Source organism: Mesorhizobium sp. SP-1A, assembly GCF_032460275.1.
Lineage (GTDB): Bacteria > Pseudomonadota > Alphaproteobacteria > Rhizobiales > Rhizobiaceae > Mesorhizobium.
In genome coordinates, this window is record NZ_JAVXZD010000002.1 from 588901 (window position 1) to 615155 (window position 26255).

Annotated in this window: 27 protein-coding genes; 7 read left to right on the plus strand and 20 right to left on the minus strand. The window is 50.9% G+C overall.

Translation table 11 applies throughout. The annotated features are described in order from the left end of the window. Window positions 1-56 precede the first annotated feature (56 nt). From QU595_RS11785 to QU595_RS11795, 3 genes are read right to left on the minus strand one after another with little or no spacing between them, the layout of a single operon-like run. Window positions 57-548, minus strand: coding sequence for a Mov34/MPN/PAD-1 family protein (locus QU595_RS11785; protein ID WP_315922109.1), 492 nt, complete (start codon window positions 546-548; stop codon window positions 57-59). Continuing rightward, the gene (locus QU595_RS11790) at window positions 548-2221 is read right to left on the minus strand and encodes a ThiF family adenylyltransferase (protein ID WP_315922111.1); all 1674 of its coding nucleotides are present in this window, start codon (window positions 2219-2221) and stop codon (window positions 548-550) included. Before QU595_RS11790 ends, QU595_RS11785 begins: the two co-directional genes overlap by 1 nt. Further along, window positions 2214-3356, minus strand: a complete 1143-nt coding sequence (locus QU595_RS11795) for a CBASS cGAMP synthase (RefSeq protein ID WP_315922113.1) — start codon at window positions 3354-3356, stop codon at window positions 2214-2216. The genes QU595_RS11790 and QU595_RS11795 overlap by 8 nt, the downstream gene beginning before the upstream one ends. Before the next feature lie 123 nt (window positions 3357-3479). Here QU595_RS11795 and QU595_RS11800 point away from each other — a divergent pair, with 123 nt between their 5' ends. The 4 genes from QU595_RS11800 to QU595_RS11815 all read left to right on the plus strand — a co-directional run bounded on the left by QU595_RS11800 (window position 3480) and on the right by QU595_RS11815 (window position 7745). Next, on the plus strand, window positions 3480-4463 hold the full coding sequence (locus QU595_RS11800; RefSeq protein ID WP_315922115.1) for a CBASS cGAMP-activated phospholipase: 984 nt from the start codon (window positions 3480-3482) through the stop codon (window positions 4461-4463). 356 nt (window positions 4464-4819) lie between these two features. Beyond that, the gene (locus tag QU595_RS11805) at window positions 4820-6553 is read left to right on the plus strand and encodes an Ig domain-containing protein (protein ID WP_315922117.1); all 1734 of its coding nucleotides are present in this window, start codon (window positions 4820-4822) and stop codon (window positions 6551-6553) included. 637 nt (window positions 6554-7190) lie between these two features. Further along, window positions 7191-7442, plus strand: coding sequence for a hypothetical protein (locus QU595_RS11810; RefSeq protein ID WP_315922119.1), 252 nt, complete (start codon window positions 7191-7193; stop codon window positions 7440-7442). Window positions 7443-7529: 87 nt separating this feature from the next. Further along, the gene (locus QU595_RS11815) at window positions 7530-7745 is read left to right on the plus strand and encodes a hypothetical protein (RefSeq protein ID WP_315922121.1); all 216 of its coding nucleotides are present in this window, start codon (window positions 7530-7532) and stop codon (window positions 7743-7745) included. A 44-nt stretch (window positions 7746-7789) separates the two neighbouring features. Here the strand turns inward: QU595_RS11815 and QU595_RS11820 are convergent, their stop codons facing one another. The 8 genes from QU595_RS11820 to QU595_RS11855 form a co-directional block, all read right to left on the minus strand. Further along, complete coding sequence (locus QU595_RS11820; RefSeq protein ID WP_315922123.1) at window positions 7790-9856, minus strand: hypothetical protein; 2067 nt, start codon at window positions 9854-9856, stop codon at window positions 7790-7792. 225 nt (window positions 9857-10081) lie between these two features. Further along, the gene (locus QU595_RS11825) at window positions 10082-11122 is read right to left on the minus strand and encodes a GNAT family N-acetyltransferase (protein WP_315922125.1); all 1041 of its coding nucleotides are present in this window, start codon (window positions 11120-11122) and stop codon (window positions 10082-10084) included. Window positions 11123-11261: 139 nt separating this feature from the next. Next, window positions 11262-11777, minus strand: a complete 516-nt coding sequence (locus tag QU595_RS11830) for a hypothetical protein (protein ID WP_315922127.1) — start codon at window positions 11775-11777, stop codon at window positions 11262-11264. A 49-nt stretch (window positions 11778-11826) separates the two neighbouring features. Further along, on the minus strand, window positions 11827-12189 hold the full coding sequence (locus QU595_RS11835) for a hypothetical protein (protein WP_315922129.1): 363 nt from the start codon (window positions 12187-12189) through the stop codon (window positions 11827-11829). Continuing rightward, entirely contained in the window at window positions 12179-12814 is a 636-nt protein-coding gene (locus QU595_RS11840; protein WP_315922131.1) for a hypothetical protein, read from the minus strand. The genes QU595_RS11835 and QU595_RS11840 overlap by 11 nt, the downstream gene beginning before the upstream one ends. Window positions 12815-12875: 61 nt before the next feature. Continuing rightward, entirely contained in the window at window positions 12876-15944 is a 3069-nt protein-coding gene (locus tag QU595_RS11845; protein ID WP_315922133.1) for a hypothetical protein, read from the minus strand. A gap of 135 nt (window positions 15945-16079) precedes the next feature. Next, window positions 16080-17165, minus strand: coding sequence for a porin (locus QU595_RS11850; protein ID WP_315922135.1), 1086 nt, complete (start codon window positions 17163-17165; stop codon window positions 16080-16082). Window positions 17166-17347: 182 nt separating this feature from the next. Further along, entirely contained in the window at window positions 17348-18370 is a 1023-nt protein-coding gene (locus QU595_RS11855; protein WP_315922137.1) for a hypothetical protein, read from the minus strand. Window positions 18371-18500: 130 nt separating this feature from the next. Between QU595_RS11855 and QU595_RS11860 the strand changes: the two genes are divergently transcribed. Then, window positions 18501-19124: a hypothetical protein gene (locus QU595_RS11860; RefSeq protein WP_315922139.1), complete on the plus strand. Its 624-nt coding sequence runs from the start codon at window positions 18501-18503 to the stop codon at window positions 19122-19124. A 13-nt stretch (window positions 19125-19137) separates the two neighbouring features. Beyond that, window positions 19138-19449, plus strand: a complete 312-nt coding sequence (locus QU595_RS11865) for a hypothetical protein (protein WP_315922141.1) — start codon at window positions 19138-19140, stop codon at window positions 19447-19449. A 100-nt stretch (window positions 19450-19549) separates the two neighbouring features. On the opposite strand, the gene QU595_RS11870 is transcribed toward QU595_RS11865, so the two are convergent. The 8 genes from QU595_RS11870 to QU595_RS11905 form a co-directional block, all read right to left on the minus strand. After that, window positions 19550-19804 carry a hypothetical protein gene (locus tag QU595_RS11870; RefSeq protein WP_315922143.1) on the minus strand — a complete coding sequence of 85 codons (255 nt, stop codon included), beginning with the start codon at window positions 19802-19804 and terminating at the stop codon, window positions 19550-19552. Between the two features lie 28 nt (window positions 19805-19832). Continuing rightward, window positions 19833-22589: a hypothetical protein gene (locus QU595_RS11875; RefSeq protein ID WP_315922145.1), complete on the minus strand. Its 2757-nt coding sequence runs from the start codon at window positions 22587-22589 to the stop codon at window positions 19833-19835. Further along, complete coding sequence (locus tag QU595_RS11880) at window positions 22589-23020, minus strand: hypothetical protein (protein WP_315922146.1); 432 nt, start codon at window positions 23018-23020, stop codon at window positions 22589-22591. Before QU595_RS11880 ends, QU595_RS11875 begins: the two co-directional genes overlap by 1 nt. A 2-nt stretch (window positions 23021-23022) precedes the next feature. After that, window positions 23023-23415 (minus strand): thermonuclease family protein, encoded by a 393-nt coding sequence (locus QU595_RS11885; protein WP_315922148.1) that lies wholly within the window; start codon window positions 23413-23415, stop codon window positions 23023-23025. Window positions 23416-23449: 34 nt separating this feature from the next. Continuing rightward, window positions 23450-23734 carry a hypothetical protein gene (locus QU595_RS11890; RefSeq protein ID WP_315922150.1) on the minus strand — a complete coding sequence of 95 codons (285 nt, stop codon included), beginning with the start codon at window positions 23732-23734 and terminating at the stop codon, window positions 23450-23452. Window positions 23735-23853: 119 nt separating this feature from the next. Next, window positions 23854-24282 (minus strand): hypothetical protein, encoded by a 429-nt coding sequence (locus QU595_RS11895; RefSeq protein ID WP_315922152.1) that lies wholly within the window; start codon window positions 24280-24282, stop codon window positions 23854-23856. Then, window positions 24279-24659 carry a hypothetical protein gene (locus QU595_RS11900; protein WP_315922154.1) on the minus strand — a complete coding sequence of 127 codons (381 nt, stop codon included), beginning with the start codon at window positions 24657-24659 and terminating at the stop codon, window positions 24279-24281. The genes QU595_RS11895 and QU595_RS11900 overlap by 4 nt, the downstream gene beginning before the upstream one ends. A 147-nt stretch (window positions 24660-24806) precedes the next feature. Next, on the minus strand, window positions 24807-25100 hold the full coding sequence (locus tag QU595_RS11905; RefSeq protein WP_315922156.1) for a hypothetical protein: 294 nt from the start codon (window positions 25098-25100) through the stop codon (window positions 24807-24809). Window positions 25101-25318: 218 nt separating this feature from the next. Here QU595_RS11905 and QU595_RS11910 point away from each other — a divergent pair, with 218 nt between their 5' ends. Then, window positions 25319-25651 (plus strand): hypothetical protein, encoded by a 333-nt coding sequence (locus QU595_RS11910; protein ID WP_315922158.1) that lies wholly within the window; start codon window positions 25319-25321, stop codon window positions 25649-25651. 91 nt (window positions 25652-25742) lie between these two features. On the opposite strand, the gene QU595_RS11915 is transcribed toward QU595_RS11910, so the two are convergent. Continuing rightward, a complete protein-coding gene (locus tag QU595_RS11915; protein WP_315922160.1) occupies window positions 25743-26195 on the minus strand; it encodes an Hsp20 family protein in 453 nt (150 codons plus the stop codon). Between the last annotated feature and the right edge of the window lie 60 nt (window positions 26196-26255).

Genomic DNA, 26255 nt, shown 5'->3' on the forward strand with positions numbered 1-26255 from the left:
GAAAGCTTTGATGAGACGAAGCGTGAACGGATAACGAATTATTTGGCATCACTACATTAGGGGGCATGAATATTGCCAAATCCGTCAGCTGTTGAAGCATCACTCAACATCGGCATCCGGTGTAGATTGTTTGAAAGGCCTTTGAACGCGCAAACCGCATCCGTACCGACGATGATAAACACGACTGGGTCAGACTGTTTTTTGGTGATCTTTCGCCAGGTTCGGAGATCAAGACCTGATGGAGAAGGATTTCGTTCTGGATGGGTGTGCCATTCACCAACATAGGTCTCCGTGCGCCCACTTTTCTTCCAGGCCTCGAATGCAGCGTCGTGATGCCCTCTATCTATCCTATCGAACAGCGTCCTCTTCCTGACATCCTTCGGCAAGGGCGTCGTACACGACAAAACCTCAATATGACTGCCGCGATAGCTACCGATCAGTATGCCGCCAGCTTCAGCCTGCGTGGATGCGCTCTGAACGAAGCTCTGCATGACGCTCCATACATGCGGGTGAACCAGCACATACTCATGATCCGGCGTTTCAAACACTATGTCTGCTGGCATGTTGGGCACGATTTCGAGGGCGACGGGCTTCCATCCTTAATGAAGAAAGCTCGTTCCGGGTCAAAAAGCATGTTCCTGAAGCGGTTATTCGCTTTCCCGCTCGCCCAATCCAAGGCAAGGTTCACTATCAACGACGCAGCCCCCACCGACCGAGAGACCGGAAAGGGTATGTGCTCGGCATCACCGCATTCGAGGTTAGCGACACGCTCGACCTCGACACCAGGCTTTAGATCTTGGAAACGAGGCGGCCCCGCGAGTTCCGGCTTCAAACACTTCAGACACGCGCGGTCAGGCTGATCGACCAAGATGGTCTGCGCGAGTGCGCCATTACCGATCAGGTATCCGAATATAACAGGCGGCCAATTCGGTCTCGCCTGGACAGCCATATGATTGATGGCGAGCGACAGCCCTTCTTCGCCTGTCGCATCGATAATGAGATCGAACTTGGATGCATCCTTCAGCAAATTGCGTGCATCGTCTGAATAGGCGGTAACACGCAACATCGGCAGTTGAGCCAGAATGAATTTCTGACACCCCTCAGCCTTATTTTTGTAGAGGTAATCCACGCCAAGCAAATGGCGGCCGAGATTGGCTGTGTTCAGTATGTCTGGGTCAGCGAGTCGAAGCTCCCCGCCGTCCGCCCCAGCACCAGATTGCGCCAGCTGATGCGCGACGTAGCCGCCAATGGTGCCGCAGCCGATAAGAAGCACCTTCTTACCAGCCAGATTGGCAGCGCGCCCCATGTTCCGACTGAAAATGTAGTCAGTGTCAGCTCGCCTTCCCTCGATCCTTTCGACCTCTATCTTGTCCTCATATTTTTTCATAACCGAAGGTAGTTTGCCTCGCCTGCTCTTGAGAAACTCCTCGGTCTCCAAAAATTTAGGGATGCCGATTCTATAGCCAAAAATGCCGTTGGGTGCACGAACCGCGATGGATGCCTCGCGCGCCGTAACAAGCAGTTTCTCAACCTCACCGACAAGCGCGGGAGCCACCACCGATAACCATCGATTTAGATCGACAAGCGTTTTAGGAGGCCAATTCTCAGCAGGATCGAGCGTCAATGGCTCCCGTACCTGAACGACAAGACAGTCTTCTGTGGTCAGCTCGAAACCTGGCTGATTTTCGTAGTACGCGATGAGCCAAGAATCTTCCAGACATAAGATGGACTTGGTCTTTTGCTCGGCTCTCCATTTGTAAAAATGGATTTTCGCCTTTCCTGTGTATGCCGGAGGCAAGTCGACAGAAAGGTATTTCTCGCCCCAGTATCCTTGAAACTCGTTGGCGAAGTCGCCATCAGAACGACCGCGCAACGCATCAACGAGGACTTTTTCCGCTTGGTTCAGGCAGCTCAACACTGTACCTGCAGGCTTATAGCGGTCAAAGATGACCGCACCCGCCGTGAAGTAGCATATAGCTCTTCCGCTCGACAAATGAGGGAACAACCTCTTCTGAACCTCGAATGCAGGATCAATCCGGATCGGCGGCGGTTTTACGAAATCCAGATCAGGTAGCGAAATGGATACGGGCACCTTCAATCCGTGAGGATCGAGAACGCCCGTATATGTCGGCACCTCGGTTTCAGACCAATCTCGGACAAAACCACGCTGAGCTAGCGCGTTATGAATCTGAGATATGGCGGACGGCTTAGCGTCATCCACTGGTCGAGCGCCCCACAATAGGAGCTGCCACTTCCTTCTTCGGCTGGGAGTGAACTGCCGCCTTCGCAAGGCTAGCCGCCGTCACTCCTACCAGATCGGGTCGGTCAGGAACACGGACGCCCAATGAGGCTTTGATGTTATCGACAGCATCACGAGCGACGTTACATTCATGGATGGTCATCCGAAGCCGTTTTTCGAACTCGCGAGCCTTATTGCAGACGGTGAAGCGCTTCTCGTTGGGGATGCGGTTTACATCCTCATTCCTGTCGGTTGGGTTCTCCACCTTCTTCGATAGGTAACCTGAGAGCCGTTCCAGAACGATGAGCATGGCTTCATCCTCTCTCACTGGAACGTTTTGACGCCCGACTTCCTCGAACGCGTAGAAGGCACAGACCATCAACAGGATGGACGACACCTTGTCGAGGTCATCTTTGTTATGGTCCCTCCAGGCCTTCAGGTAGCGGCAAACCCTTCTTAGCTTTTCGCCATGGACCTCCACTGCCTGCTCAAACCATTTGCGTATCTTCCTGGGGTCCGAAACCTTCCAGTCCTCGTCACGATGCGCAAGCAGGACAGCGTTGCTGGGTAAGGCATCCCACCTATCCGGCCGCTGATCAGCTGACGCCGTGACAGTTCGTTGAGCCATAGCTTTCTCAAGCAGAACGAACTCTCGATCTGGTATCGCGTATAGCGGAATGTCAATGTGAGCGTCCCCGCTGATAACCAAGCGAGCGCATGTGGGCTTCTCGACGAACGTCCAGCCTTCCTCATCAGCAAGCTGGATCAACACCGCATCGACAAACTCGAAGAATGCGGCAGCGGCCTTCGAAGGCCTTTCTTCTTTGACGAATGAGAGGGGCAGGTAGCAACCATCATCGAGGTCCATCTGCTGCTCAGGCGGGAAAGCCGGATAGTTGAGAGTCTTGTAGGAGTAGCTTCCCTGCGTGAAGAAGCGCGGCAAAATCTTGCTGCCGAAGTGCGCTTCACTCTTCTCCTTGAAGGCCTCTCGGATGCGATTTCTGATCTTCGTCTTCGCATATAGGAGTTGCTGGATTGAGGCATCCTCTGGATCGATTCCATTCAAAAAGCACTCGATGTCAGTCGTCGTATACAAAAGCTTTGAAACATTCGCCATTTCCGTGCCCCGTCTCCGATATCGGTCCCCACCGCACAAAACATCGGCATGTTGACCCTACAACTTTTGCGATTGCGCTCTTATGTGAGGCGTGATCTAGGAAGTCACGGAAAGGGGTTCAAGATGGCATTTCAGATTCTGGCCTTGAGCGGCGGTGGATATCGTGGACTCTTCACAATCGACGTGCTGGCGCGGCTGGAACAGGAAGCAGGAAAACCTCTTCATCAGTGTTTTGACATGATCGCAGGCACGTCGATTGGCGGTATTGTGGCCATAGGCTTGGCCATGGGGAAAAGTGCCGAAAGCATAAGAGACGAATTCCTGAAGCATGGGGAAGATATCTTCCCAAGGAAATACTGGTTCAAGAGTCCGTACTATTTCCTGAAAATGCTATGGGGTCCGAAATACAGCGCCGCACCCTTGCGCGCGGTGATTGAGAACGTTGTGGGCAAAAATACTAAGCTTGGACAGGCCAAGACACGCTTGCTCGTGCCAGCGGTCAACATGACGAAAAGTCAGGTCCAGATGTTCAAGACACCACACCATCCCAACCTAAAGGTCGATCAACATAGACTGGCCGTCGACATTGCGTTGGCGACATCTGCCGCGCCAACCTTCTTTCCCATGGCGAAGTTCGACGACTCCCTCTTCATCGATGGAGGCATTGTTGCCAACGCACCGGATCTTTGCGCCATTCATGAAGCGGTTGAGTATTGTGGTGTGGAACACCGCGACATCAGACTCTTGAGCGTGGGGACGACAACAAAAAAGTTCTCCCTGCCGAACTCCATAGGCGTGAATTTAGGCCGTATCGGATGGATTCGAAAGGACAGGCTCCCCTCAACGCTTATTTCTGCGCAGCAGCAGCTCGTAGACTTCATGTTGAAGCATCAGCTCACCGACCGATATCTACGCATCGACGCTCTTCCATCTGAAGACCAGACTTCCGATCTCGGACTTGATGTGGCGGACACAAAGCGTCGGTCTACCCTTCAGGGCTTGGCAAGCGGCGCGTATCAAGAGTTTATCTCGAACAAAACGCTCCAAGACATGCTCAACCATGAAGCGCCCAGGTACGAGAACCGTACAACGTTGAGCACTGCTTAATCGCGTGTACTTCTTTCAGCGCCGCGCTGAGGCTACGGCCGACCAGAGGCCGTAGCCGTCGCCGATCAACTTGTCGGCGGCTAGCCGACGCATCTCTCTCTTGCACGCCGTCCCCGCTCTAAAACATGGCTATACGGCAGTCAAACCTAGAGTAATTTATCAAGCGAATACAAACACTTCACAAGTTATTATAATAGATGAACTTAACGCTCGACGCGATTGTTGAGCGATAATCTTTAGCTTTGTCTAAAATGGACATCTTTGACTAATATCGACAAAATTCCTTCGGCTATTGCTCTTAGTTACAACTTAAAAGATTATGTGCTAAATTGCTCGTTTTCCGTTAGGATACCAAAATGAAGATCAGACTGCTGCTCGCGCTCACGGCCGCATTGGCGGCATCAGCAACACCCTCGATGGCCGAAACAAAATTTCTGTATCGTCACACGAACTCTTCTGGAAGCTTCGTGCAGAATCAGGAAAACGCATTTTCGGTTGAGGTGGTCAACAAAGACCCAATGTACGCATCAGAACTTTGGGAAACAAAACTGCTCACCAAAAACACTGACGAACCTGTTACGTTTTCAGTTCAGGTGCCACCAGAAGTCCAATATCTAATCCAAGAAGACAAACTGTTAATGGCCACAACAGAAACAGGCCACTTGGGACCATTCATTGTCACTGCGACATCGGGCGAAAAGACGGCTACGACAAGCTTTTACCTGGACGCGTACTCAATTTTGGTAGTGGAAAAACCTTCTGATCTCAGAACCCTTGAAGGGAAAGAAATAGAGGGCGAAATAAACGCTACAGGCGGCAAGGCTCCTTACGCCTTTGCTTTCGCAGATGACGCAAACATCCCTGAGACCCTCAAGCTTGATACCGCGACTGGGAAGCTATCCGGAACGGCGCAAGCTGGGAACTATCAAGTACAAATCACCGTAACGGATGCTAGCAACAAAACCGCTCAGACCGCACTGAATTTGACGATTGATAAGGCGGAACACTGGCAAAGCACAGTGGCGCTTTCCAGTCTCACTGGGGTGAAAGCTATTCCCCTCATTAGCCAGAATACAGTCTTGATGACGACTAATTTTAACGGCGGGGAACCAAGCGCTACCATAATGGATTCGAGCGGTCACATTTATTCCCAAAAGACCTTGAGCGCAGCGCTTCCAATTCTGGCTAGAGCAAGTAGCAACTCTCTATACATGGCAGGTGGAGAACATATCGTTAAGATTGATGACCTCGGCAACGTTCAATGGAAGAAGAACGTTAAGGCTGGCACCAAAAACATATTGTTCCACTCAATCGCTACCAGCAGTGACGGCGGTTTAATCGGCATCGGATCGATCTCAAGCGCTTACTATCTCACCAAACTTAGCGCTTCGGGAAATCCATTCTGGGTTAAAAAGCTTCCATTCAATAGCACATCTGCACAAATCAGCTTTGGTGGAGATGGGAAAATATATGTGATTTTCGTAGGCTCGCCAGCATCCGCCTTGATTTTTGACGGGGACGGCAACCTTGAGAATTCTTTCACATTTAACCAACCACTGCAGTCGGTAACTCTGGCAGCAAATCCGTCAGGCGGCGTGATAATTTCGACAAGCTCGAAGGTTTTTAGCCTTTCTGCGAATGGATCAATCGCTTGGTCGAGGGTATTCAACAGCATCGCCAATGACGTTCAAAAGGGAATTAGTGGAGAAATTTACATCACCTTCCACAATACCGATACAACGTACGGGTATGGCATCCTAAATACGAACGGCACAGTTAGCAACGCGGGAATACTGACCAACCCAGACATGTTGAACATCGCTGCATTTAAAGATGTCTACGGCGAAGATGTAGTAATCGGAATGAACGCCTCGAAGAACAGTGTCGTTCTGAAATATGACCCTTCGACTTTGGATGATGAAAGCATTAAGTGGAATCCGATTTCATACACAGGATCGGTCGATACATCATTAAGCACCACGGCGGCTTCTTATAGCGTATCGAGTGTTATTGGGCCTTCTGCACCAACATCTACGATATCCATCACGGAAAGCACGGCTCCTAGTGTAAGCGTTGAAGCCATCCGCTGAAGGTGCACATTCCAATAAAAAGCGCTCGGTTAAAGTCTGAGCGCTTTTTTATCACGTTAATCGTAGTTGAGGGATATAATTTCGTAATTAGCGGGAAGGCAAGAGAGACCGCGCTTAGAGTGAAATCCGTAGTCGCTTCCATACGTTCAAGCCGTTAGCCGTGCGGGCACATCTTAGTAATTGAAATGGTCTTAGTGCCGCAAACGTAATTCTCCGTTTGAACAACGCGAGGCATCATCCTGCACCCTTGGCTGAAATCTGCGAACTTTGAATCAGTCGTATCGCAAGAGAGCTTTGCCTCCTGTGTCACAACCTGGCGTTCACAATAGACTGGTACCGTTATTTCTTCCTTCCCGCAGCCTTCAGCCAAGGCTGAAGAAGCAGCGGTTATTGCAGATATGATTGCCACTGCAGAGATAAGTGAGATTTTCCGCTTCATATTAATACACTCAGAATTGTCTATTAATAGAGTGTATTCCATTGGCATGCCAATTTATAGGAAATTTTGTCTGCTTAAAAATCCCTGAACCTGGCTGCGCTCAAACCCATGATGCAGACCTCGTTTTGACTTCCTGGACGAGCATTATAAAATAGGGAAGCCCACACGACGCGCTTGGCTCCACTGAATGAGATGGTGATGTTACCTCTGCACAAAAAATACAGGGAGTATCCACTTGCAGCTTCGGGCAAGGTCGAGGAGCTGGACGATGTTCTTTTGAAGGTCAGGGAACATTGGCCGGATGCCTACATGGAAGGATCAGCTGGGCTAGCGAGGATGTTCTTAGAGAGAAACACGAACCTCTTCGTCGCGTACACGTGGAGCAGCACAAGGCGCGTTCGTCGCCAACCGTGGAACTACCTCATTTTCAAGCACGGGCACCACTGGTGAGCACATATCAGCAGTGAGGAGATCATAAACTCTGTTCCGGTTCCCTCACCTCCATGTTAGCAAAGAGACCGACAAAGGAGATTGGGCATGGTCGAGGAATGGGTCAAGGAGATCGTTGATGACGTTCTCGGGCCTTCGAAGATGGCAGTCGGTCAAACGCTCACCCATCCAGACGGCCGCATGGTCTACATCCTGTCAGGCCAATACTGGGGTGAAAACGGCCTTTCCAATTTCTGGAGCTGGCAGGAGGTGAAGCCGGATGGCAGCCTAGGGCCAAAAGAAAGCGGCTACGGCTGGTGCTAAATGAGAAGGCGGCCATTTCTGACCGCCTTCGTACTTTTTGGTGCTTAGCAACCGCGCTTTCCAGCGATACACCCGAGAAGCTTGTCTTCGCTCGGCAATGCGTCAGGTCCAACGCGATTTACGTTCGTAAGCTTCAGGACTCCTGCCTTATCGGTTTTCTCAAGATCCGCGCTCAGACGCCATGCATTGGTGTTCGCAGTATCAGTCTTGATCTCAATGCCCTGCTTTTTCCAGAACAGGGAGCCTGACGTCGGGAATGTCAGCTTCAATTCACGCGAAGCGGCAGCACAAATGAGTTCCTTGACCCCGATAGTGTCATCGACCAGACCGCTTTGCTCAATGGACGCTTCGAGCAGACTGCTATCAAGATCGCTATCCTTGATGACCTGAGCGCATTTGAGTTCCTCGGCCTTCTTCGCCAATGCCTCGTGGCCATTCTGGCAAGCCGATATCAACTCGTACACAGTCTCGCCAGAACTCGGCGCAATGCTTTCGCACATGACCATGGCCTTGTGTTCGGTGTCTTCACCAGGGACGGCTTCACTGAATGCAGTGTCGATCTCCGCCTTGGCAACCTTCACAGCTTCGCGCAGAGCGTCGCCAGTCCGCTGACTGAAGTCCTCACGAGCCTCGCGAGATGGGTACCAGCCTTCGGCAACGTCCGTATTGAGTGCGAACCAGTTGTTGGAATTCAATCCTGCGAGCGTGCGAGGTGCATTGTTGATGGCCTCGATCTGAGCATCCAAGAGGCTGCTCTCTTGCGACTTCACATAGTTTTCAGTCGCGACATCACAGCCTTCAAAGAGTTTGACCAGCGTTTCATCGCCCCGTGGGCGGTTGCCCAGCTGCTCTCCGCAGAACGACTTAGCCTTCTCGAACGACAGTGACTTAAGATCGTGAGACTTGAAGGTGTCCTCAATTTCCTTCAGGGCCAAGTCTACCTGTTCAGCACGATAGTGATCCACTCGCCCAAGGAACCGCTTGGTAGCGTTTGGCCCCGCACCGTTACGTTCACCTGCTGCCAGATCAACCGCTAACCAGTTGGACTCACGAAAAGCCTTCAGTGTTTTTGGCACAGACTTCAGGCGTTCCATTTCTCCTTGTGCCCAGACCAGAGCCTGGCGACGGCGCTCATATTCCGAATAGTTGCTGGTGATTTCCTGAACGACACCGTTAGCGCCCTCGCAGGTTTTGGCCTTCGCCAGGACGCTCTCGGTAAACGAGCGGTCCCAATAATCGACAGGCAAGCCAACGAGCAGTTCCATGTCAGCTGTGCTTGGATATCTCATCAGGGTGAGACGCTGACATGCGTTCGCGTCATCGAGCGAGAACGCGGTTACAGGGGTATCGGTAGCCGAAAGCCTGTCGGCTACGAGGCGCAAGAAGTTTGAGGCCTCCGAGCGAGCCTTGTCGTCATTTGCGAGCGACCCGCGAGGAGACATATTGAAGCCCGTCGCGACGCGCATTTCTGCTATCAAGCTCTTACGCTCGTCCTCCGTCGAGATAGGAAGGGTCTTCAGCCGTTCCCATTCATTTGTGAGATACGAGGACCAGAAGCTACGATAGCTCTCGTTGTAACGATTATCGTAAGCATTCTGATCCAGTTCGGGGAGCAGTTGCACGGGCGGCAACGTGCGCTGAAGTTCGGCGACCTCGGAGGCCTGCTCGACAGTCGGCGATTCAGACGCAAGGATATTGAGCGTACGATCCCACCGCTCTTTGGCAGCGTCGACTTTCAAGACCTTGAAGTCAGAGCAACTGTTTTTTGGCTTGCCCTGAGAATCGACCCATTGGGCGAATATTTCAGAATCCGCATCTGCCATCCGAGCGATGATAAATGGACGGTTGTTATAAAAGATGCGGAGATTGCCACCTTCTTCGACGCCGTTGAGCTTGTATTCCATGTATTGGGTTTCGCCACGAGTACCCTGGTAAACGACGGCCGCATATTCGCGATCATTGAGCTTTGTCAGCTGCCAGTCGGTGAATTTTATCTGCCCTTCGCAAGCATATTCGCCGCTGTAGAAAACACTATCCTGCGCGCTCGCGCCGCTGACACCCGCTGCAATCGAGGCGATTGCACAGGCTGCAAATAATTTAGATTTTTTCATGCTCTAACCCCAAGACATAATTCCCAGTGGCATTGTCGCAATTTTCGACATCGGCCACAACCGCCTCATAACTGAATCTGGATTTATGTAAAGCGTGGCCAAAATAATTATTAGAAAGCGATGAGATGTGATTCAGGTGTTACAACCGCATGCAGGCATTCAACAGTTGGGCCACATTTCGCATCCAACTGTTGAAGTGATTGATTTCTTGTAAAGAAAGGACTGCTACGGCTTTGGAGAAGAAACCGCCTGTTCCCTGAGTTCCAGGAACCGATCCTTCGACGCCGTCATATCGACCCAATCGAACTCCGATCCTGTTGCGACATGATCATCCCGCTCCACAAAGCCCAGCTTGCGCATGACGCTTTTGGACGCGTGGTTCGATACCATGCAATGTGCCGCAAAATCCTCAAACCCGTTATCGATCAGCTTCTTCATCAAGGTGGCGGCGGCTTCTGTCGCAAGGCCTTTCTCTCGGTGCTCTGGAGCAATGAACCAGTTGAGTTCGGCTGACGTCCCTTTGGTGTTGGTCGGCATATAGCCCACTGTACCGCACGCCTCGCCCTTTTCATTCAGGATGACATACGTCGTTCCCGCTTTTACGGCGGCCTCGGCAGCATACCGTCGATATTTAACAGTTTCCTCTGGAGACTTCCCTTTGTACCTATCGTAGTTCAATGGGCTTATGCTCTCGAAATCGCTTGCCATCATATCGGCGATAGCCGCGATATCTTTTGGACCTCTCGCTTTTCTGAGCTTAAAGCCGTTCTCACCAAATGGGATTGTACCCTTGAACCTGTTTGCGATGGAATACATAGCCCAAGGCGAAACACCGTTCTTGTAATGGTTGGCCTCAAGCGCGTCCTTCAGTGTGTAGTCATAGGGGTCCGATTGAAACTCGGGGGAATTTAGCAGCCTCAGTTTCACAGCTTCCAAAAGCGGTGAAACGTCCTTCACCTTGCCAAGAGAAGCTCTGATCGTTGCTACGCTGTCATATCCACTGATCGCAATGGCATCTCTGTTGAGACCCAGTCCAATAATAATTTCTTCAACTGGGCTTTCTGCTTCTTTGGCATCGCCATTGCGGGCATACAGCAGCTGCATATTCAGCATTTTAATCACATGGTTCGGAAGATCGCCGGACAACAGTTCTGCAAGCTCTCTGTGCTCTGCGGTCGGCAGCTTCGCAGGATCGAATTTGGACACTGCAATCCTGATCGCTAAAGCCTCACGCCGGATGTTATTGCTGAAGTTGTAGGCTGACATGAAAAATGCTCCTGACGTTGGCCTATAGTGGTTTCGTCAGGAGCAAACAACAAATTCTAACCATACAAACGAGTGTCCGACTTATGCGCCTGGAACATAAAAAAGCCGCCCAAAAGAGCGGCTTAATTTGGCCCCGAAGTCACGGCTTAGGAGCTTGCGGGGTCATGAGCTGTTCAACCAACTCAGCTTTCCATCGGTCGTATTCAGGGAAGTTTTCCTGAGGGTTCTTCAGAACCATCTTACGGCCGCCGCTGACTTCTTCCGCAGACACCAGATCGTAGTCAGCCCAAGGGTCACCATTAAATGGCGACGTGACCCAGAATTCACCCGTGACGCTCCCAAAGCCTGTATCTGACGCGGTGCCTGTTACCTGCATTGTCGAGTTGCCGACCTCGTTTTGAGCGAGAGCAATCATATCGGCCACGTCTCCGCTTGTGTAATAGAGGCCCGCAGCGTTGAAATTGACCGCTTCATCCGAGTCGTAGGTGCCATGCATAGGCACCTTGCCAGTCATGGCCCCATCTTCCTCGATCTTCACGATCACGACAGCACGCTCGGCTTGGTCGCCCTCCCTGATCTCACGATCAAAGCGCCAGGCATCGCCCTTCTTCTCAAAACCAAAGGCTTCTAAAACTTCTTCGGTATCGTATGCCATTAAAACTCTCCAATAGTGATCTTTGATAATGTTTGTGGCTTGCGTCGCATCATACAAGCGCTCTCAAAGTCTGAAGAAAGTCCTCGTAGAAATATCGGCCAGAGCCAAGCCTCACCAACCCGATAATGTCTGCGCGCAACCTGTCAGCAAGGTCTTCGTGCTCCAAGACATCCCGTGAAATTTCAATCACTGGCATGCGAAAGATGTGTCTGAACAAGTCTCTCGCCTTCTGCTCTTCTCGCGCATTCTTACCCATAGGTGCCAAAGATGCGATAAAAACAGCGCGATCATGCTCTGACCATTCTTGCCACGGCAATCGGTTGCGAATGTTGTAGACGATAGCCGCCATGAATTGAGCCTGCGCATCCAGACGGGTTTCAAGCTGTTCACGTGTAGTCAGTTTATTCCGCATGGCGCATCTCTAACAGCATAGCCTTCACTAAGTCCGGAACCGTTAGCCGCTCGATAATATCGCACTCCCGTTCAAGCCCCATGCCTCCTGCAACAAAGAGGACGAACTGATCCGCCAGAACTGGTTGAGTGGCTCGGTCAACCAACGTTCGATGGATAGCGTTGAATCGCAAAATCAGATCGGATTCTGAAACCCTTGGCCGAATGGAACTCAGATTCTGTAGGTCTTCTGGTCGCCCGAGCGCAACCTTGGAAATCGCAAGGTCAACCAAGGACAGCCTTTTGATCTGAACGGTCGTATTTCCAAGCTGAAGCCTATCGATCTCAGGCGACGCTCCGATGTCGCGTAACAGGAACAGCCCATAGAGCATTTCCGTCGTGGTGACGTTGATGGAGAACTCGACGCCTAGCGATTTCCGAATTTCGGCCTCAACCCGAACGACGATCTCGTAGTCACAATCAGTGGCGAAGAAGTCTACGCTATTGGCAAGCGGCCGAATGCCATGGGACATGGCGGCAGTTTCGCCCAGAAGAACAACATGGGACGGCACTTCCCCCTGCTTCTCCAGCTGGCGGTCTAGGATGTCGCGAATACAATCCCGCGCCAGATTGTAATCAACGATCATGACAGCCTCCAGAATGTGACGGCCGCCGCTAAGGAGCAAACCTAGCGACGGCAATGCTCAATTAATTCATGTACATCAAGTCCGGCTTGTCCTTGATCGCCTCGAAGTGCTCCTTGGCGAACGCCCTGTTGGCTTCATTGAACCAGAGGTATTCAATCTGGCTACGCTGTTCGTCCCGATAGCCATTCAATGCCTTGAAAACGGCCTCTTCCAAGGTTTCGTAGATCGCTCCATGTGATGAAGACATAATGTTGTAGTTCTTCATGTGGACGTTGATGGACGTGAAATCCCTGGAAGCGATGACAGGCAGCGTCTTCAGGACAGCCTTTGCGGAATCCATCTTGATGAGGGTGAAGTCGTAGGCTGACCTGTCCCTGCTCTCCACTTCCTGCAGCCTCTTGAGACGTTCTTCTGGTGAGCGATAGATATTGTTCACGATGCAGGTCGACAGCTGTTTGCCGCGCTCACCTTTCAGATAGAGTGCGTTCAGTGCGTTAGCAGAGAGGCCCAGCACATAATAGGCTTCCCTCTGCTCGATCTTCACGTTGACCACTGCCAATGGCTGAACCATTGAAACGGTAGGAACCATCTTGTCCTTGTTCGGTTTGCAAATTTGTTCCCATACTTGCTGCGCGACAGCGTCGACGTCGAGCTTTTCCAAGGCCTCCTTGGCGTCGATCTGAGCCAGGCGAGCCATCGCTGACAAGTCCTCAATAGTCGGCGCTTCCGGCAGTTTGAGATCGGCCCACTTTGCGATCAGGGATGAGTCGCCAATGACAGTCTCTTCACGAACGGGATTGAAATACGCATTACGGCGCTTGTCCGAACGATCATCGACGTTGAACAGCGGGTTCGTCAGGTAAACACGGCTACGCGGTGTGGCGACCGAAACATTGCGCTTCGAGACCTTCAAACGTTCGCGGTTTACGTGAACAACGGCGATCTTGGCGCTGGCTTCCCGCCGATCAGCTTCAGTCGGCTCCGAATAGACCCAGAACTGTCCCTTTCCGTCGATACGGATTTCGATCACGCTCAGATCAGGGTGTGTCTTCTTCAAACGGTCCATGAGATCGTTCTGCGCGCCCGAGAGAGCAAAGGCGATGTTCAAGACCGTCTCATGATCATCCTTGGACCAGCGCTTATCTCCGAGCAGTCGGCCACCATTCTGAGCACGCCACAGACGCACGGCAGTCTTGAGCGAAGTCTTGGCCTTCACCTCGTCGGCAACGCCATGCAACAGGTCTTTTAGGAGCTTGGTGCGAGTGGTAGCCTGCTCTTCCTCTTCGGTCGTGATTTGCGCGCGGATCATCTTGAACAGCTCGAAATAGCTGAGATAGCTCTGACGCTCCTTGCGGGATTCGAGATAATAATTGAGGTCCTCGATCTCGATGTCATCGAGGCAGACGCAAGCGATACTGTCTTCGTAGAGACCAAGCTCGACGTCTACCGAAACGGTCTTCTCTACCTTCTTGCTCGGAGACCTACCCCAACCATGCGCCTGCGTCCGAACAACAAGGCGATCCTTGTTGTTCTTGTCGACCAAAGCGACGCCAAACGCATCAACCGGAGGAAACTGGCGATAATATTTGTTGTTGTGGTCTGGACGATTGGAATAGCAATCCGGTGCGCTGGAGCTGTTGACCAGCGCACGCCAGTTAACAGCCAAACGCGATCCAATCTGAATTTTCGAGTTCTGCTCCCGTACCCATTCGCTGAACGACGGGCGCTGCACCGTAAGGGTGCCTTCCGCGTCATAAACGTAGACGAGATGCTTTGACTGGAATTCTTCAGAGTACCAGTTGCCGTGAGCTTCCTTGTTATAGAAGTCGCCAAACAGGTTTTCACGGTCGCTCAAGCCCCACAGGAGCAGAAGCATACGCTTATAGAAGACGGTGTTGCGCTCAAACATGTCCCGAGCCTTCGAGTAGTCGAGGTGCTCAGGACGGATTTCGCGGCCGGAATAACGGAAAATGCGATCAATGTCGCTCATGCTTGGGAACAGATGATGAGCCTGATCAGTCGTGATCTCCGAATAGACGATATAGACGTTCTCGCCGTCGCGCACGAGCAGGTAGGTTGTCTGGTTCTCCAGATTCATAAGCGCCTCAGCAATCGCACTTGCGCCGTCGCTGCCATAGTTTTTATTTTCACGGCGAACTCGCACAAGCACACAGCCGCGCTCGGCTGGGATCATGCGATCAATGACCCTGAAGTTGCGCGAGAAGATTTGGTCGAGTTTGCCGACGTGACTGAAGTCGAACCCACCAATAATGCCTTCAGCAGCCAGCTCTTCGTCGAAATAGAGCCTATCCTGATAGAGATGGAGCGGAATCGACGGATCGGCAGACTGGCCTTCCACGATTTTATGCACGTTGACACTGTCGCCCGTATAAAGTGAGAGCGACGTGAGGCCCTCTGTGAGATCCTTCGCAAAAGCGATCTGATCGCCAACCGTTGCGATAGCAGCGCTTGCCTTCTCCTGATAGAAGTTGACGAGGACGCGGCTCTGCTTCTCGATCTCCTTCTGGCCGTCCTGCAGGAACTTCATACGTTCCTCTGCCTGAGCCGCGACTGCGTTGGCGCGGGCGACCATTTCTTCCTTGTGGCCAGCAGCGCGAACCAGATCGGTCGTTGATGGGCGCTTGTACTGGGCCGCAGTCAGGAGCGTCTGCGAGGACGGCGGTGGTGGTGCGATCAACGACTGCTGGATTTCCCTGATGTGTTCATTGACCTTCTCGATTTCAGCGGCGCGGATAGGCTCGCCATCCACAGGCTTGAAGAGCGTGTAGAATTCATCGACCATAAAACGCAACGTCGACTGATCTGGATCAGCCGGATGCGCCGCCATTTCAATCGAGTGCAGAATGTCGTCCGTAAAATGGAGACGAAGCGCAAGAAGGGTGACATCGCCCTTTACTGCGCGACGCGCCTGATAGGTCGTCTCAATCAGACGCTTGTCATGACCCTTTTCATAATAGGAAGGCTCACGCTCAGAAGTCTCCTTGCGCTCAGGCAGGTCTTCGGCGAGATAGAAATAATGACCAGCAATATGGCTAAAGTCGCGCTCCATCTGCTCGGATGAGCCACGATGGAACTCATTATTCTGCACAGCCTCGATTTCTTTGGACATGAACGGACCCTTTCGAACCAAGCTTTTATTGAATTCTCTTTAATTCGTCAAGCTATTAGAAAGTCGTTTAAATCATTTGACCAACAAAAAAGGCCCCGAATTTCTTCAGGGCCTTCGATGAATTTATTTTGAGATTTACCACGAGCGCAGGAAGCGCAGGGTAGCCGAAACGTCTTCCAGCTTGCCGTCGACAGTCTTGTCCTTGAAACGGCTGTAGCCAAGTTCACCGGAAACATCGAAGCCAGGAACGACGCTGTAGATCACACCCGCGTTGGCAAGGTATGCATCCTGATCGTTCTTGTTCCAGACGTAGCCAGCGCCACCGAAACCAGAAACCTTCTCGGTGAATGCATACTTCAGGCCACCCGTAAGGACGACGTCCTTAGAGCCATCAACGTCAGCGTAGGCGGCCGAGAGACGAGCCTGAGCGGCATCACTGACATTGAAGTCCGTGGTCGACTTGACGGCCCAGGTGTCATAGTGATCGGAGTAGATGACCGATAGATCGGTCGAACCCCAAGACTGACCAGCGAGACCGAGACGAGCTACGACGTCTGGAGTGTCGCCGTTCTTTTCGTAGCTGCGAATGAACTGGTTCCGGTTCCAGTCTTCAACGGCCACGCCGCCATATAGACCAAAGCCGAGGTCCTCGACCATGACGCCAGCGGTCAGCGTGTTGAGCGAGTGGCGGTCGTCGATGTTCATGTATTCGCCGTAGGCGAGCTTCGTGTTGAACAGGGTTTCCTTGTAGCCGACATAGGCAGGTCCGACGCTGATATAAGCCAGCTCGACACCGAAATCCTTGTCGTTACCGTTGTCAAAGACCGAGTCGTAGAGTTCGTGGTTCAGAGCAACGCGCATCTTGGTCTTAACGGCACCGAGGTCGCTTTCGGTGTGGGTATCGAGATCGAGACGAGCCTCAACTCGCGAACGAGCACCGCTGTCCTTGCCGACCTGAATGCCACCGAGCGTGTACTTCGTGCGGCCATAGCCAAAGCGTGCATCGATAGCGCCACCGATCTTCAGACAGGTATCAGAACCAGGGATGACGAAGTAGCCAGCACCAGCTACGTCACAAACCGACAGATTGTCATTCTTGGCAACTGGAGCTGGAATTTCTGGGGCAGGAATTTCGTCGGAGATCGCATCAGCAGCCTTTGCGGAAACAGCAGAGAGCGAGACCGAAGCGGCGGCTAGAAGAAGAAGAGTCTTCAATTTCATTGGTTTTTCCTTATCCGTTTGGTTCCAAAATTAAGCGTTTAATCACTTAAAACACCGAATTTGTATGATTAAAGATAATGCCGAACCATCATTGGCGGAAGGGATATTAACAATTAAAAATGTCCAGAATTAATATTTGTGGCATTTTTACCACATTATAACGGCGAGTTTTTGGGGGATTATTATCCCATTGTTGGCGAGCTGACGTGATCCAAATCCTCTTCTGGAACCCAAATTTTCTCAGACGCTTCGATATCTTTGAGGATATTGGAAACGATCTCTTCCTTGAGTTGATCCGCGTCTCCAACATGATAGTTCGAAATCACTTCATCACGACCTTCGTTGTCAGATAGACTGACCAAGACGGAATCAGGATTATTGTCCATCGCTTCGAGCTTGATCGACGACTGATATCCGAACGAGTGGGCGATGTTGATCATGAGGCTAGAAGAGTCCGATGTCGTGGTGATCGAATATTCGCGCTCTGGATCGTCAAAGGTGAAGCCCAGATCAGCCAGGAAACGGAGTTCCTGCTCTGCTGCGGACCAGATGCCTTTAAGCGCAAAGCTCGTCTTCATGCGCTCGTCCTTCTGAATTCGACGATTGCGCTCAATGTCGCGACCAACGTCGCTGGCGTACGAGACCAGCTGGGAGACGACAGCCGCAGCCTCCCTATCTTCTACAGGAATCTGCTTGCTGATGAAGGCATGGCCATAGGAAAGTTCATGAACGACGGCGCTTGCGACCGAGCGTCTAAGCATGTGGGCGGCATGCTCGGCAGAAGAGTAAACGCAATCCTGCGCCCTCATTTCGACCCCTTCACCGCTACGACGGTAGGTTTCATCCTTCCAGCACTTCACTCCGTCAACCCGACGAGGTGCAATCGTGACGATCTTCTCCTCTTCAAATTTGGATGTGCGCGTAAGGACAGAGATTTTGGAGATTCTGTTTTCGTCACGCTGAACCAGAATACGAACGCCAAACTCCTGGTCATCGAATTCATTCACATCCAATGCATAGGAAACATCATGGATATTCACGGGGAAACGATCCGTGCTGGCTACCTTGAAAGCCTGCAACTCACCCATGATGTTGTGCATATCTTCCATGGCGCGGAGCAACGCTTCTTCTTCCGCCTTTCGAGCGGCCGAACTGCGGTTTCTGTAATCGTTGATTTTCTCAATGAATTCGCTCGCCCGAGTCATTGATTTATCCTTCCATATCTCATTATCGCTTAAATCTCATATTTTTCAGCAACAGACAAATAGGAAAAATGGTTGACAGACTTAATTATTGCGCGAACAATTTACGAAATTAATTTTCTTGGAGCTAATTATGCCAAAGAATGTCATAAATCTGGGATTGGACGTCGATGGCGTGCTCCTCGATTACGTAACGGGGTTTTTCTCGTATCTGCCATCTATCGGTGTCATTCCTGCGTGCAAGCCGCATGAAGTCGACAACTTTGATTTCAAATGCGCGTTCCCAAACCTGGAGCGTCCCGACATCAAGAAACTCATCACTGATTTCTCGGTGACTGAAGGTTTCGGCCGCCTGCCCGCATATCCAGGCGCGGTTGAAGCTGTAAATCGGATCAAGACCCATTTTGGCGATTCTCTACGCATCGTCGCGATCACCAGCGCAGGCACGTCTGAAGAAACCCTTCGTCTACGCAAGCAGAACCTGGAACTTTTCCCGTTTGACGAAGTCAACGTTCTTCCTCTCGCTGGCGACAAGACAGAGCAGCTTGCCAAGCTCGGGCCGAATAGCGTGTTCGTCGATGATCTACTTTCCAACGTGCGCGCCGCCCAGAATGTCGGCGTACGCGGCGTTCTATATCGCCAGCTTTACAATGCGATGGATCACCACGACCTTACGATGGAAGGCTGGGATGACGAAGGCTTCGACACGGTTTTCAACGCTTTGGTGAAGACCAGCGACCTTAAAATTGCATCGTAACTAGGAGCAGATTTTGACGGGCAAACCAAACACCGAACGCCGCATCGTTGCGGCCGCTATCTATTTTGGTGCGATTATCAGCCTTCCACCTCCGGCGCGACACCATACAATTTTGCATTCCATGCTGCTCACGATGGGTATCGATGATGAGAAGATCATCGAACCCCTTCAGGGCTTTCTGACGTCTGATGGACAGTATGTGAACCGGGTGGAAGCCTTCTACATCGCGCAGAAGGCAGGTCAGTTGAAGCGAAACACCAGCGGCGCTCCAGAACTCTATTCCGAGGATCTCTGGGACGACGAGATCGCTGGGCAACTCAAGTAAGCTGAAAATTTCATAATTCGCAGTTTGAAACCCTTGGTCTGACACATCGTCGGCCAAGGTTTTTGTTTTTTGGGCGACAAAGAGAGGCCCCAGCATCATGTCAGGGCCTCTCTAAATTCGCTAGATAATCGCCATACAGCGCTGTGGCTTGTTCCGACGAAATGACGCCCTGACGACGCATGGTTACGACAAGATCCTCAATCTCATCACGCACCACCGTATCGCCTGCAAGAGCGGTAATTGCATCTGCCAGCTCATCAGTCTCCGTACGCGTTGCGACGATGTCATGCTTTCGGGCAAGGTCACGGATGACCTGCTCTGGTGAAATGTCGAATGGACAGTTAGCTTTTTTCATAACGATCCTCAGATTGTTTGCATCGCACTCAGGCTGCGTTCCGCAATTTGTGTTCCTCCCACCAGCGCTTTTGCTCTTCCAACTCATTCCGGCGTTTCTCTGCATTACGAGTTTCCGCTTCGCCAATCTCTTTGATGACGACCTGAAGCCTGGAGATTGGAACCGTCCAATCGTTCGCGGTATCGTGCTCTGCAGCGAGCTGCATATATTCGAGCAACCCTTTGCATCCAGCTTCAACACGGTGTGCACAATAATCGTCGTTAGAGACTTCGGCGAGGCCAACCCATGCGACAGCTTCATCCACTGTCATAGGGGTTTCTGCGAAGATTTTCTGAGGCTCTACGTGGAAAAACACCCAACTAATCTGATGTGCAATATCGCGAGCGTAATAGCCACTGATTGATGCCATTCGATCATACATCACACGCCATTCAGGGCGCGGGGCACGACGACCACCTGGCATCAAATTATATGAAGTCCATGCTTTCTTCATCAACTTCATGAAGTCCTTGTCTGACAGATATTGATGAAGCATAAGCAAATACTCCACTGGTTCCTTCTGCAGTAGGAATGCCTTCTTTCCTTTAGTTTTCTGTAAGAGAAACCTGCTCAGGAACTGAGAGCATTTCTTCTGCGCTGCAGGGGGAACTCTATCATATAGTCTCAGCAAGTTTACGATAAAGTCCTTCTGGATTCTCCGGAAATAATACTCACAGGAACGTGCAGTGACGGATTTTGACCAACTTTGCAGTGCAGCGACGAAAACCTCATCCATCTCATCTGAAACATAATCCATCGGCAACAATCGAAGGATTACCGAGGCTTCTGCTGGCGTAAACGTATATTTGCGCTTTTTCGGCAGCTTGGTTGTAAACGCCTTGACCAACTCGTCGTCCGTTTCAGCAAGTCGCCATGTACCGTGCAAATGGTAGATCATCCTACTAACAGTGCCCGTCATATCGCTGATGTAATATTCGTTTTTGCTGAACGGAAATGAGTTCGTCCAAAAATATTCAGGAGACGGAGTCCAGCCGTATTTGTTGAGGAAGGCAATCGCCTCCACCTTAAGATTTTCGACTGAGGAATAGTGGGGCTGCGAAACGCTCAGGAGTTCAGCTTCTTTCCATTGGTGCAGAGAGATGCTCCTGTCACCAAAAAAGAACTCAGCATGGCCATTGCAATGGAGCCAATAACCGTCCTTGCCGCTATCGGTAAGCGCAGCTTCCTTTACGCCATCAATGCTAAGCGAGACCCATTTTCCCGTTTTGATAACTCGTCGAGGTTTGAATTTATCCTGCCATCCCTTGAACGAAGCATCGGTCGCTTTTTCATTGAAGAACTCTTCAACCGACCCCAATTCGTTCAAGACAGAAAGGACTCGGTTGGTCTCGAATGAATTCATGCGATCTGGATCGACAACCAGAGCAGCCCTTAGGTCATATTTGTTCCGGACATACTCTCCATACGACCTGCTTACGTGATTATTGTTCAGCTTGCCGACCCTTACCAGTGTGCGAGCGAGGTCACGGGAATGAGGAATGGCGATTTCATAGTCATCCATTCCATATTTGTCGCCATAGAAGGGGTTGCCCTTCGTCATCACGATACATTCGACGCCAGCAATCAACCGTCGCTCATAGACATCCAGGTGAGACACGGCCTTGCCGTGTGCATAACCGATGAAGGGTTCACGCGATGTATATTCGGAAGTGCCAAGGCGGTTCATCAGATCGGCAACTGCGCGTTGCTCGGTAATATGGAAATGCCTGTCTGCCGTAGTTTTTACGATGGCTTTCGGATCAATTTTTTCCACCAGATGATCGTCAGAACCGTCTTCAATAATCAGCTTTTCATCCGAGAAGATGATCTCAGCGAGATAGAGGCCAGGCGCATGGTTCGACATAACAAGCATGTTTGAGCCATCTACGTAGCAGATGTGCCCCTGCCAGCGAATTTCCTTACGGCTATTGATTACACGCTTCCAGACACCATCTGCGCCAACAGTGACACCAGCGCCCGATACGTTTTCAGGCCCATGAATCTTCAGGTGATTCATTAGATCGGCCAGCGCCTGCTCACACTGAACGGGAACTGGATTGTTTGAATGACCGCGAGCCTGTTGCAGCCACCATTGGTTTCTTAAATGATTGTGATAGATGGCCACGGAAATAATCGAATAATTCCCCTCGCCACGTAGCGAGAACAATCGATAATTGCCGGATTGAAGTTGTGGCCTATAGCCTCCGATGCAATGGTTTAGAATTGCTCCCTCTGCCTTAATGGACTTCTCGTCGAGCATTTCCATCCAGAACATGCCATTGTCGAATTCGAGAACCACTTCTTCTCGGCCGCGCTCGACATCATCAGTAGACCACGACGTCCACTTGGTTGCTGCATCAGAGACCTGATCAACGGTCATTTTATAGAGCTTGGACAGCCGTTTGCGATCATTGCGCTCGATGTGGAGCAACCAGTCGACCATATGTGGCAAGTCGGGACCCACTGCCTCAGTCCTGATTTTTGAAAACAGCCTGAGGGTTTCGCCAGCGTCCATTTTCCGCCGAAGATGCTCGATCTCTGCCTGATCAAAGATGTCGACCATCGTGTCGAAATTGTCAGGAGAAACCACGTCCGTAAACTTCTCCTGGGTGAAGAACTTGATCACCTTCTTCGAAGTCAGCCAATCATTGGCAAGCTGCGTGCGCAGATATTGTCCGCGCTGCATCAGATAGCTTTTGACCTGCAGTAGGTTGACGATCTCGTAGGGGTGACCAGTTCCAGCCATTAGTTCTTCTGCTCTTTCTCCTGATCGGCTTCTCGCAGGACCTTTGCGATTGCGATCCGAGCCTGGTCGAGCTTCGACACAGCGGCCGGATATGCCGTGGTGCAATAGAGGATAGCGCCCTGAGGCGAGTTCTTAGCCTCGTCCCGAATGATCTCGGCAACACGCGGCCCTTCAGTCTCGATCAGCCCCTCAACAGTTTCGGCTGCGACCTCTTCAGTCATGCCGAGTTCGATAAAATCCTTGATCGTGCGCTGAACGATTGCATGATGTCCGGCAGCTCCATGATCCTTGCAGGCGTGACCGATCAGCAGGACTTCGGTGTAGGAGCTGATGAGGACTTCCATAGCATCTGGCTCTTCGGCATCAGCCCTTGCGAGGGACGCAGAAGCCAGTCCGACAAAACCTGCCATCAAGAAATAGAGCAACCGCATCCTTACCTACCCTGAGCGCCCGAGCACCAGACATCGTCCAGTCCCGGTTTCCATTTCTTTTCCCACCTACGGGCCAGACCTTCTTCCATCAAAATCTTGCCGATGTCTTTTCCATCGACAGAAATCTGTGCAAGCGTGCGACGGTATTTATCGCGGCCAGTGCGCTCAATAACAACGTGACCACCAGCAAATAATTCGACCACTCGATCCCTTGCCAAGTTTGCGACTGCGATTTCGTCTTCGCAAGCGCCCTTTAGCTCTGGCGCATCGATTCCATCGAACCTGAATTTCTCGGACCTAATCTGGATTGTGTCGCCGTCAATCACGCGCACATGCGTCGGTTGGCATGTAAACATATTGGCTGCGATGCAGACGGTTGCGAGAACGATGGACATTTTAAGCCTGTTTCCTTTTCTGTCGGCGTAGTATTCAACGAGCGAGAAGTTCAGATTTGCGGCCTTCGAGCGCCGCTAGACCGGAAGACAATCGCGTCCTCCAGATTTCCCGCGACTCGTTTGTACCTCGAAAGAGGAAAACATCAGTGCCATCGAATTTTTCGACGGTAATCAGCTTATTTTCAACGAGTTCGTCGAACGCTGATTGATACTTTGGACGATAAAAACAGGTGGGACCGCTTTTCAGAGTGGATTGCTCACCGTTCCAGAAAACGGCTTTTACGACAACCAATGCTTCTCTGCTAAGTTCAATCTCCATGATACCACCTTTAATGCTGGCTTTATTGCATTTTTAAATTTAATCGTCAATCAAAAATGCCAGAAATCGCAAGACTTTTAGGAACATTCCTTAAAACGGAGAATCAAAATGACGAAAGATTATTCCGGGACGCGTTGTCCTTTCTTCAAATACTCAGCCCGAGCATCGATGATGAATTTCTGGTACGAGCCGACACCGCACTTCCAGATGATCGCCTTCTCGAAATCGGCATCAAACTTTCTGGCATCGAAATCCAGTTCAGTGAGCGTCTTATCGCAAGCCAAGGCTTTAACATCGACAGCGGCATTCTTGCCCTTCTCGTAAACATAAAAACCGTACGCCGTTGCGATAGAGAAGGATATTATGCAGACAACTAGCACGTTTGAGATTAGATTGGGCACAGAAATATTGGACCAATTTCTGACTATTAGCCAAAGCGAGGAGGCAAAGAGCAGAGCAAGAGAAATATTAAATAACGTTCCGTCTGGCTGCGTGACATAGGTGAGTTTGAGATTGCTGCTCAGGAGCGTAAGGAATGTATCTGTCATGGCTTGGGTCCCTTCCATTTAATGCCAGAATATCTTTCAAAGAACTTCACTCCGCAGGTGTCGACGATGGCCTGCCGATGGTTGAATTCCAGACCAGCGACACCAACGCCCTCCGTGAGCACGCGCTGCGCAATTGGACATGCCTCAGCCGCAATCACCAAGTCTCGCTTTCCTCCGCTATAGAAAGTGAATGCGAGGGCGTAGAAATAGACCGACACAGCCATCGCAATGCGAGACCCTCGGTCGCCTGCAGGATACCTCTTGATGTCTCGATATTGGATATATGCCAGGACAGCTATCAGCAGGAATATCGTAACGACGCCCGTCAACATACCTTTGCTGATGACACTCAGAATCGCATCATAAAACTCGTTCATAGCCCCTCTTTTTTATCTCGGCCATTGCTTCGGCATAGGCGTTCGGACAGTGATGACGAAGCTCACGGATATCACCATACCTGAGAACATAATAATCTGGGTTTTGAACTGGAGACTTGGGATTATGTTTAAGTTCCAGCGCCTTCGTTAGAAGCAGGTGCTTTGCGACCTCACAAGCCTGCGTTCTGTCACGAAAATCGACATAGAAATCGTATAGATAAGGCTTCCTACAAAGATCACAAGCAGGGCTATAACTTCCATAGCAACACCAGGAATTACAGCATTTGATGGAAAGCGGCCGTTTAGACGCTTCGAATATTTCGTGTTTAGCCAGATGGCGGCAATAAGAAACGTAACGAAGAAGGGGACGCCCAAAACGAGTGTGTTGTAGAACTCAGCGTCCCCAAATCCGCGAATTTTCGCATAATAGAATTCCTGCATTGCATATTCGTAATTCAAAGCATCCCCCCTTGAAGCAGGCACTGAATAAATTCGCACGCTGATTTAAAGCCTGAAGTCATTTGAAGATATAGTCAACAAATTTGTTGATCTAAAGGCTCACTCCTTTTTCCCATCGGCACATTTCGTCAAATGAAAATTGCTTAATGGCTGCCCCCAGCCATATATGCCTTTACGGCCATGAATTAAGGGGGATCATCATGACCAGAATTATTGTTCCATTAATTACACTTGCATTTCTCACTAGCAAGGCATTTGCAGCTGGCGATGGTGACGGCCCTAATGGTGAATGGGGAGGTGGCAACGGCGGAAAGGGCAGTAGCGGCAGCTATACCCAGATTTGCTACAAGAATGTATTTGTATCCAAAACCTGCTATAACAAGACGACTGTACCAGCTAAAATGGTATACGGTGGCGTCACTGGAAACTTTGCTGACTTCAGCAACAGCATGCAATTCATCCCCACACAAGACATTTTCACACCTTACGAGTGCGGTTCTTATGCGAACGTGAAGACTCCGTGCCCAAGATAAGCACGTAGCACATGAATGAGCTATTGATAGCTGATCTTCAAATGAAAAAGGGGCCACTTGGCCCCTTCGTTTTATAGAGTATGTAGCGAGATTATTCGCCAGATGGTTCTTCTTCGGCATCTGCCGACTTTTTGGTCAAAATTTCGATTTTGCGCGGCCTCTGCTCTTCGGGAACCTCGACCTTGATATCAATCGTCAGCAAGCCGTTTTTCAATTCAGCCTTATCGACGACAGAATACGGAGGCAGCTTGAAAGCCCGCGAGAAGGCGCTTTTCGTGATGCCGCGATGAAGATAGTTGGCATCCGGCGTGGCAACGACCTTTGTCGCAGCGACGGTGAGCTTGTTGCCTTCCTGCTGCAGTTCGATTTCCTCCTCGGTATACCCGGCGAGAGCGAACACCAGGCGGAACGAGTTATCATCTACCTTGATGACGTCGTGGAATGGAAAGCCACCACCCTTGAGCGTCTCCTGAGCGATGTCGCCGAGGCTCTCGAAAAGACGGTCGAGTGCAAACAAAGAATGTGGGAAATTACGTGCGTTCATGATTCAGTTCTCCTTGAGCAACTGTTTGAAATTGCGCCTGAAATCCAGACGACAGGCCCG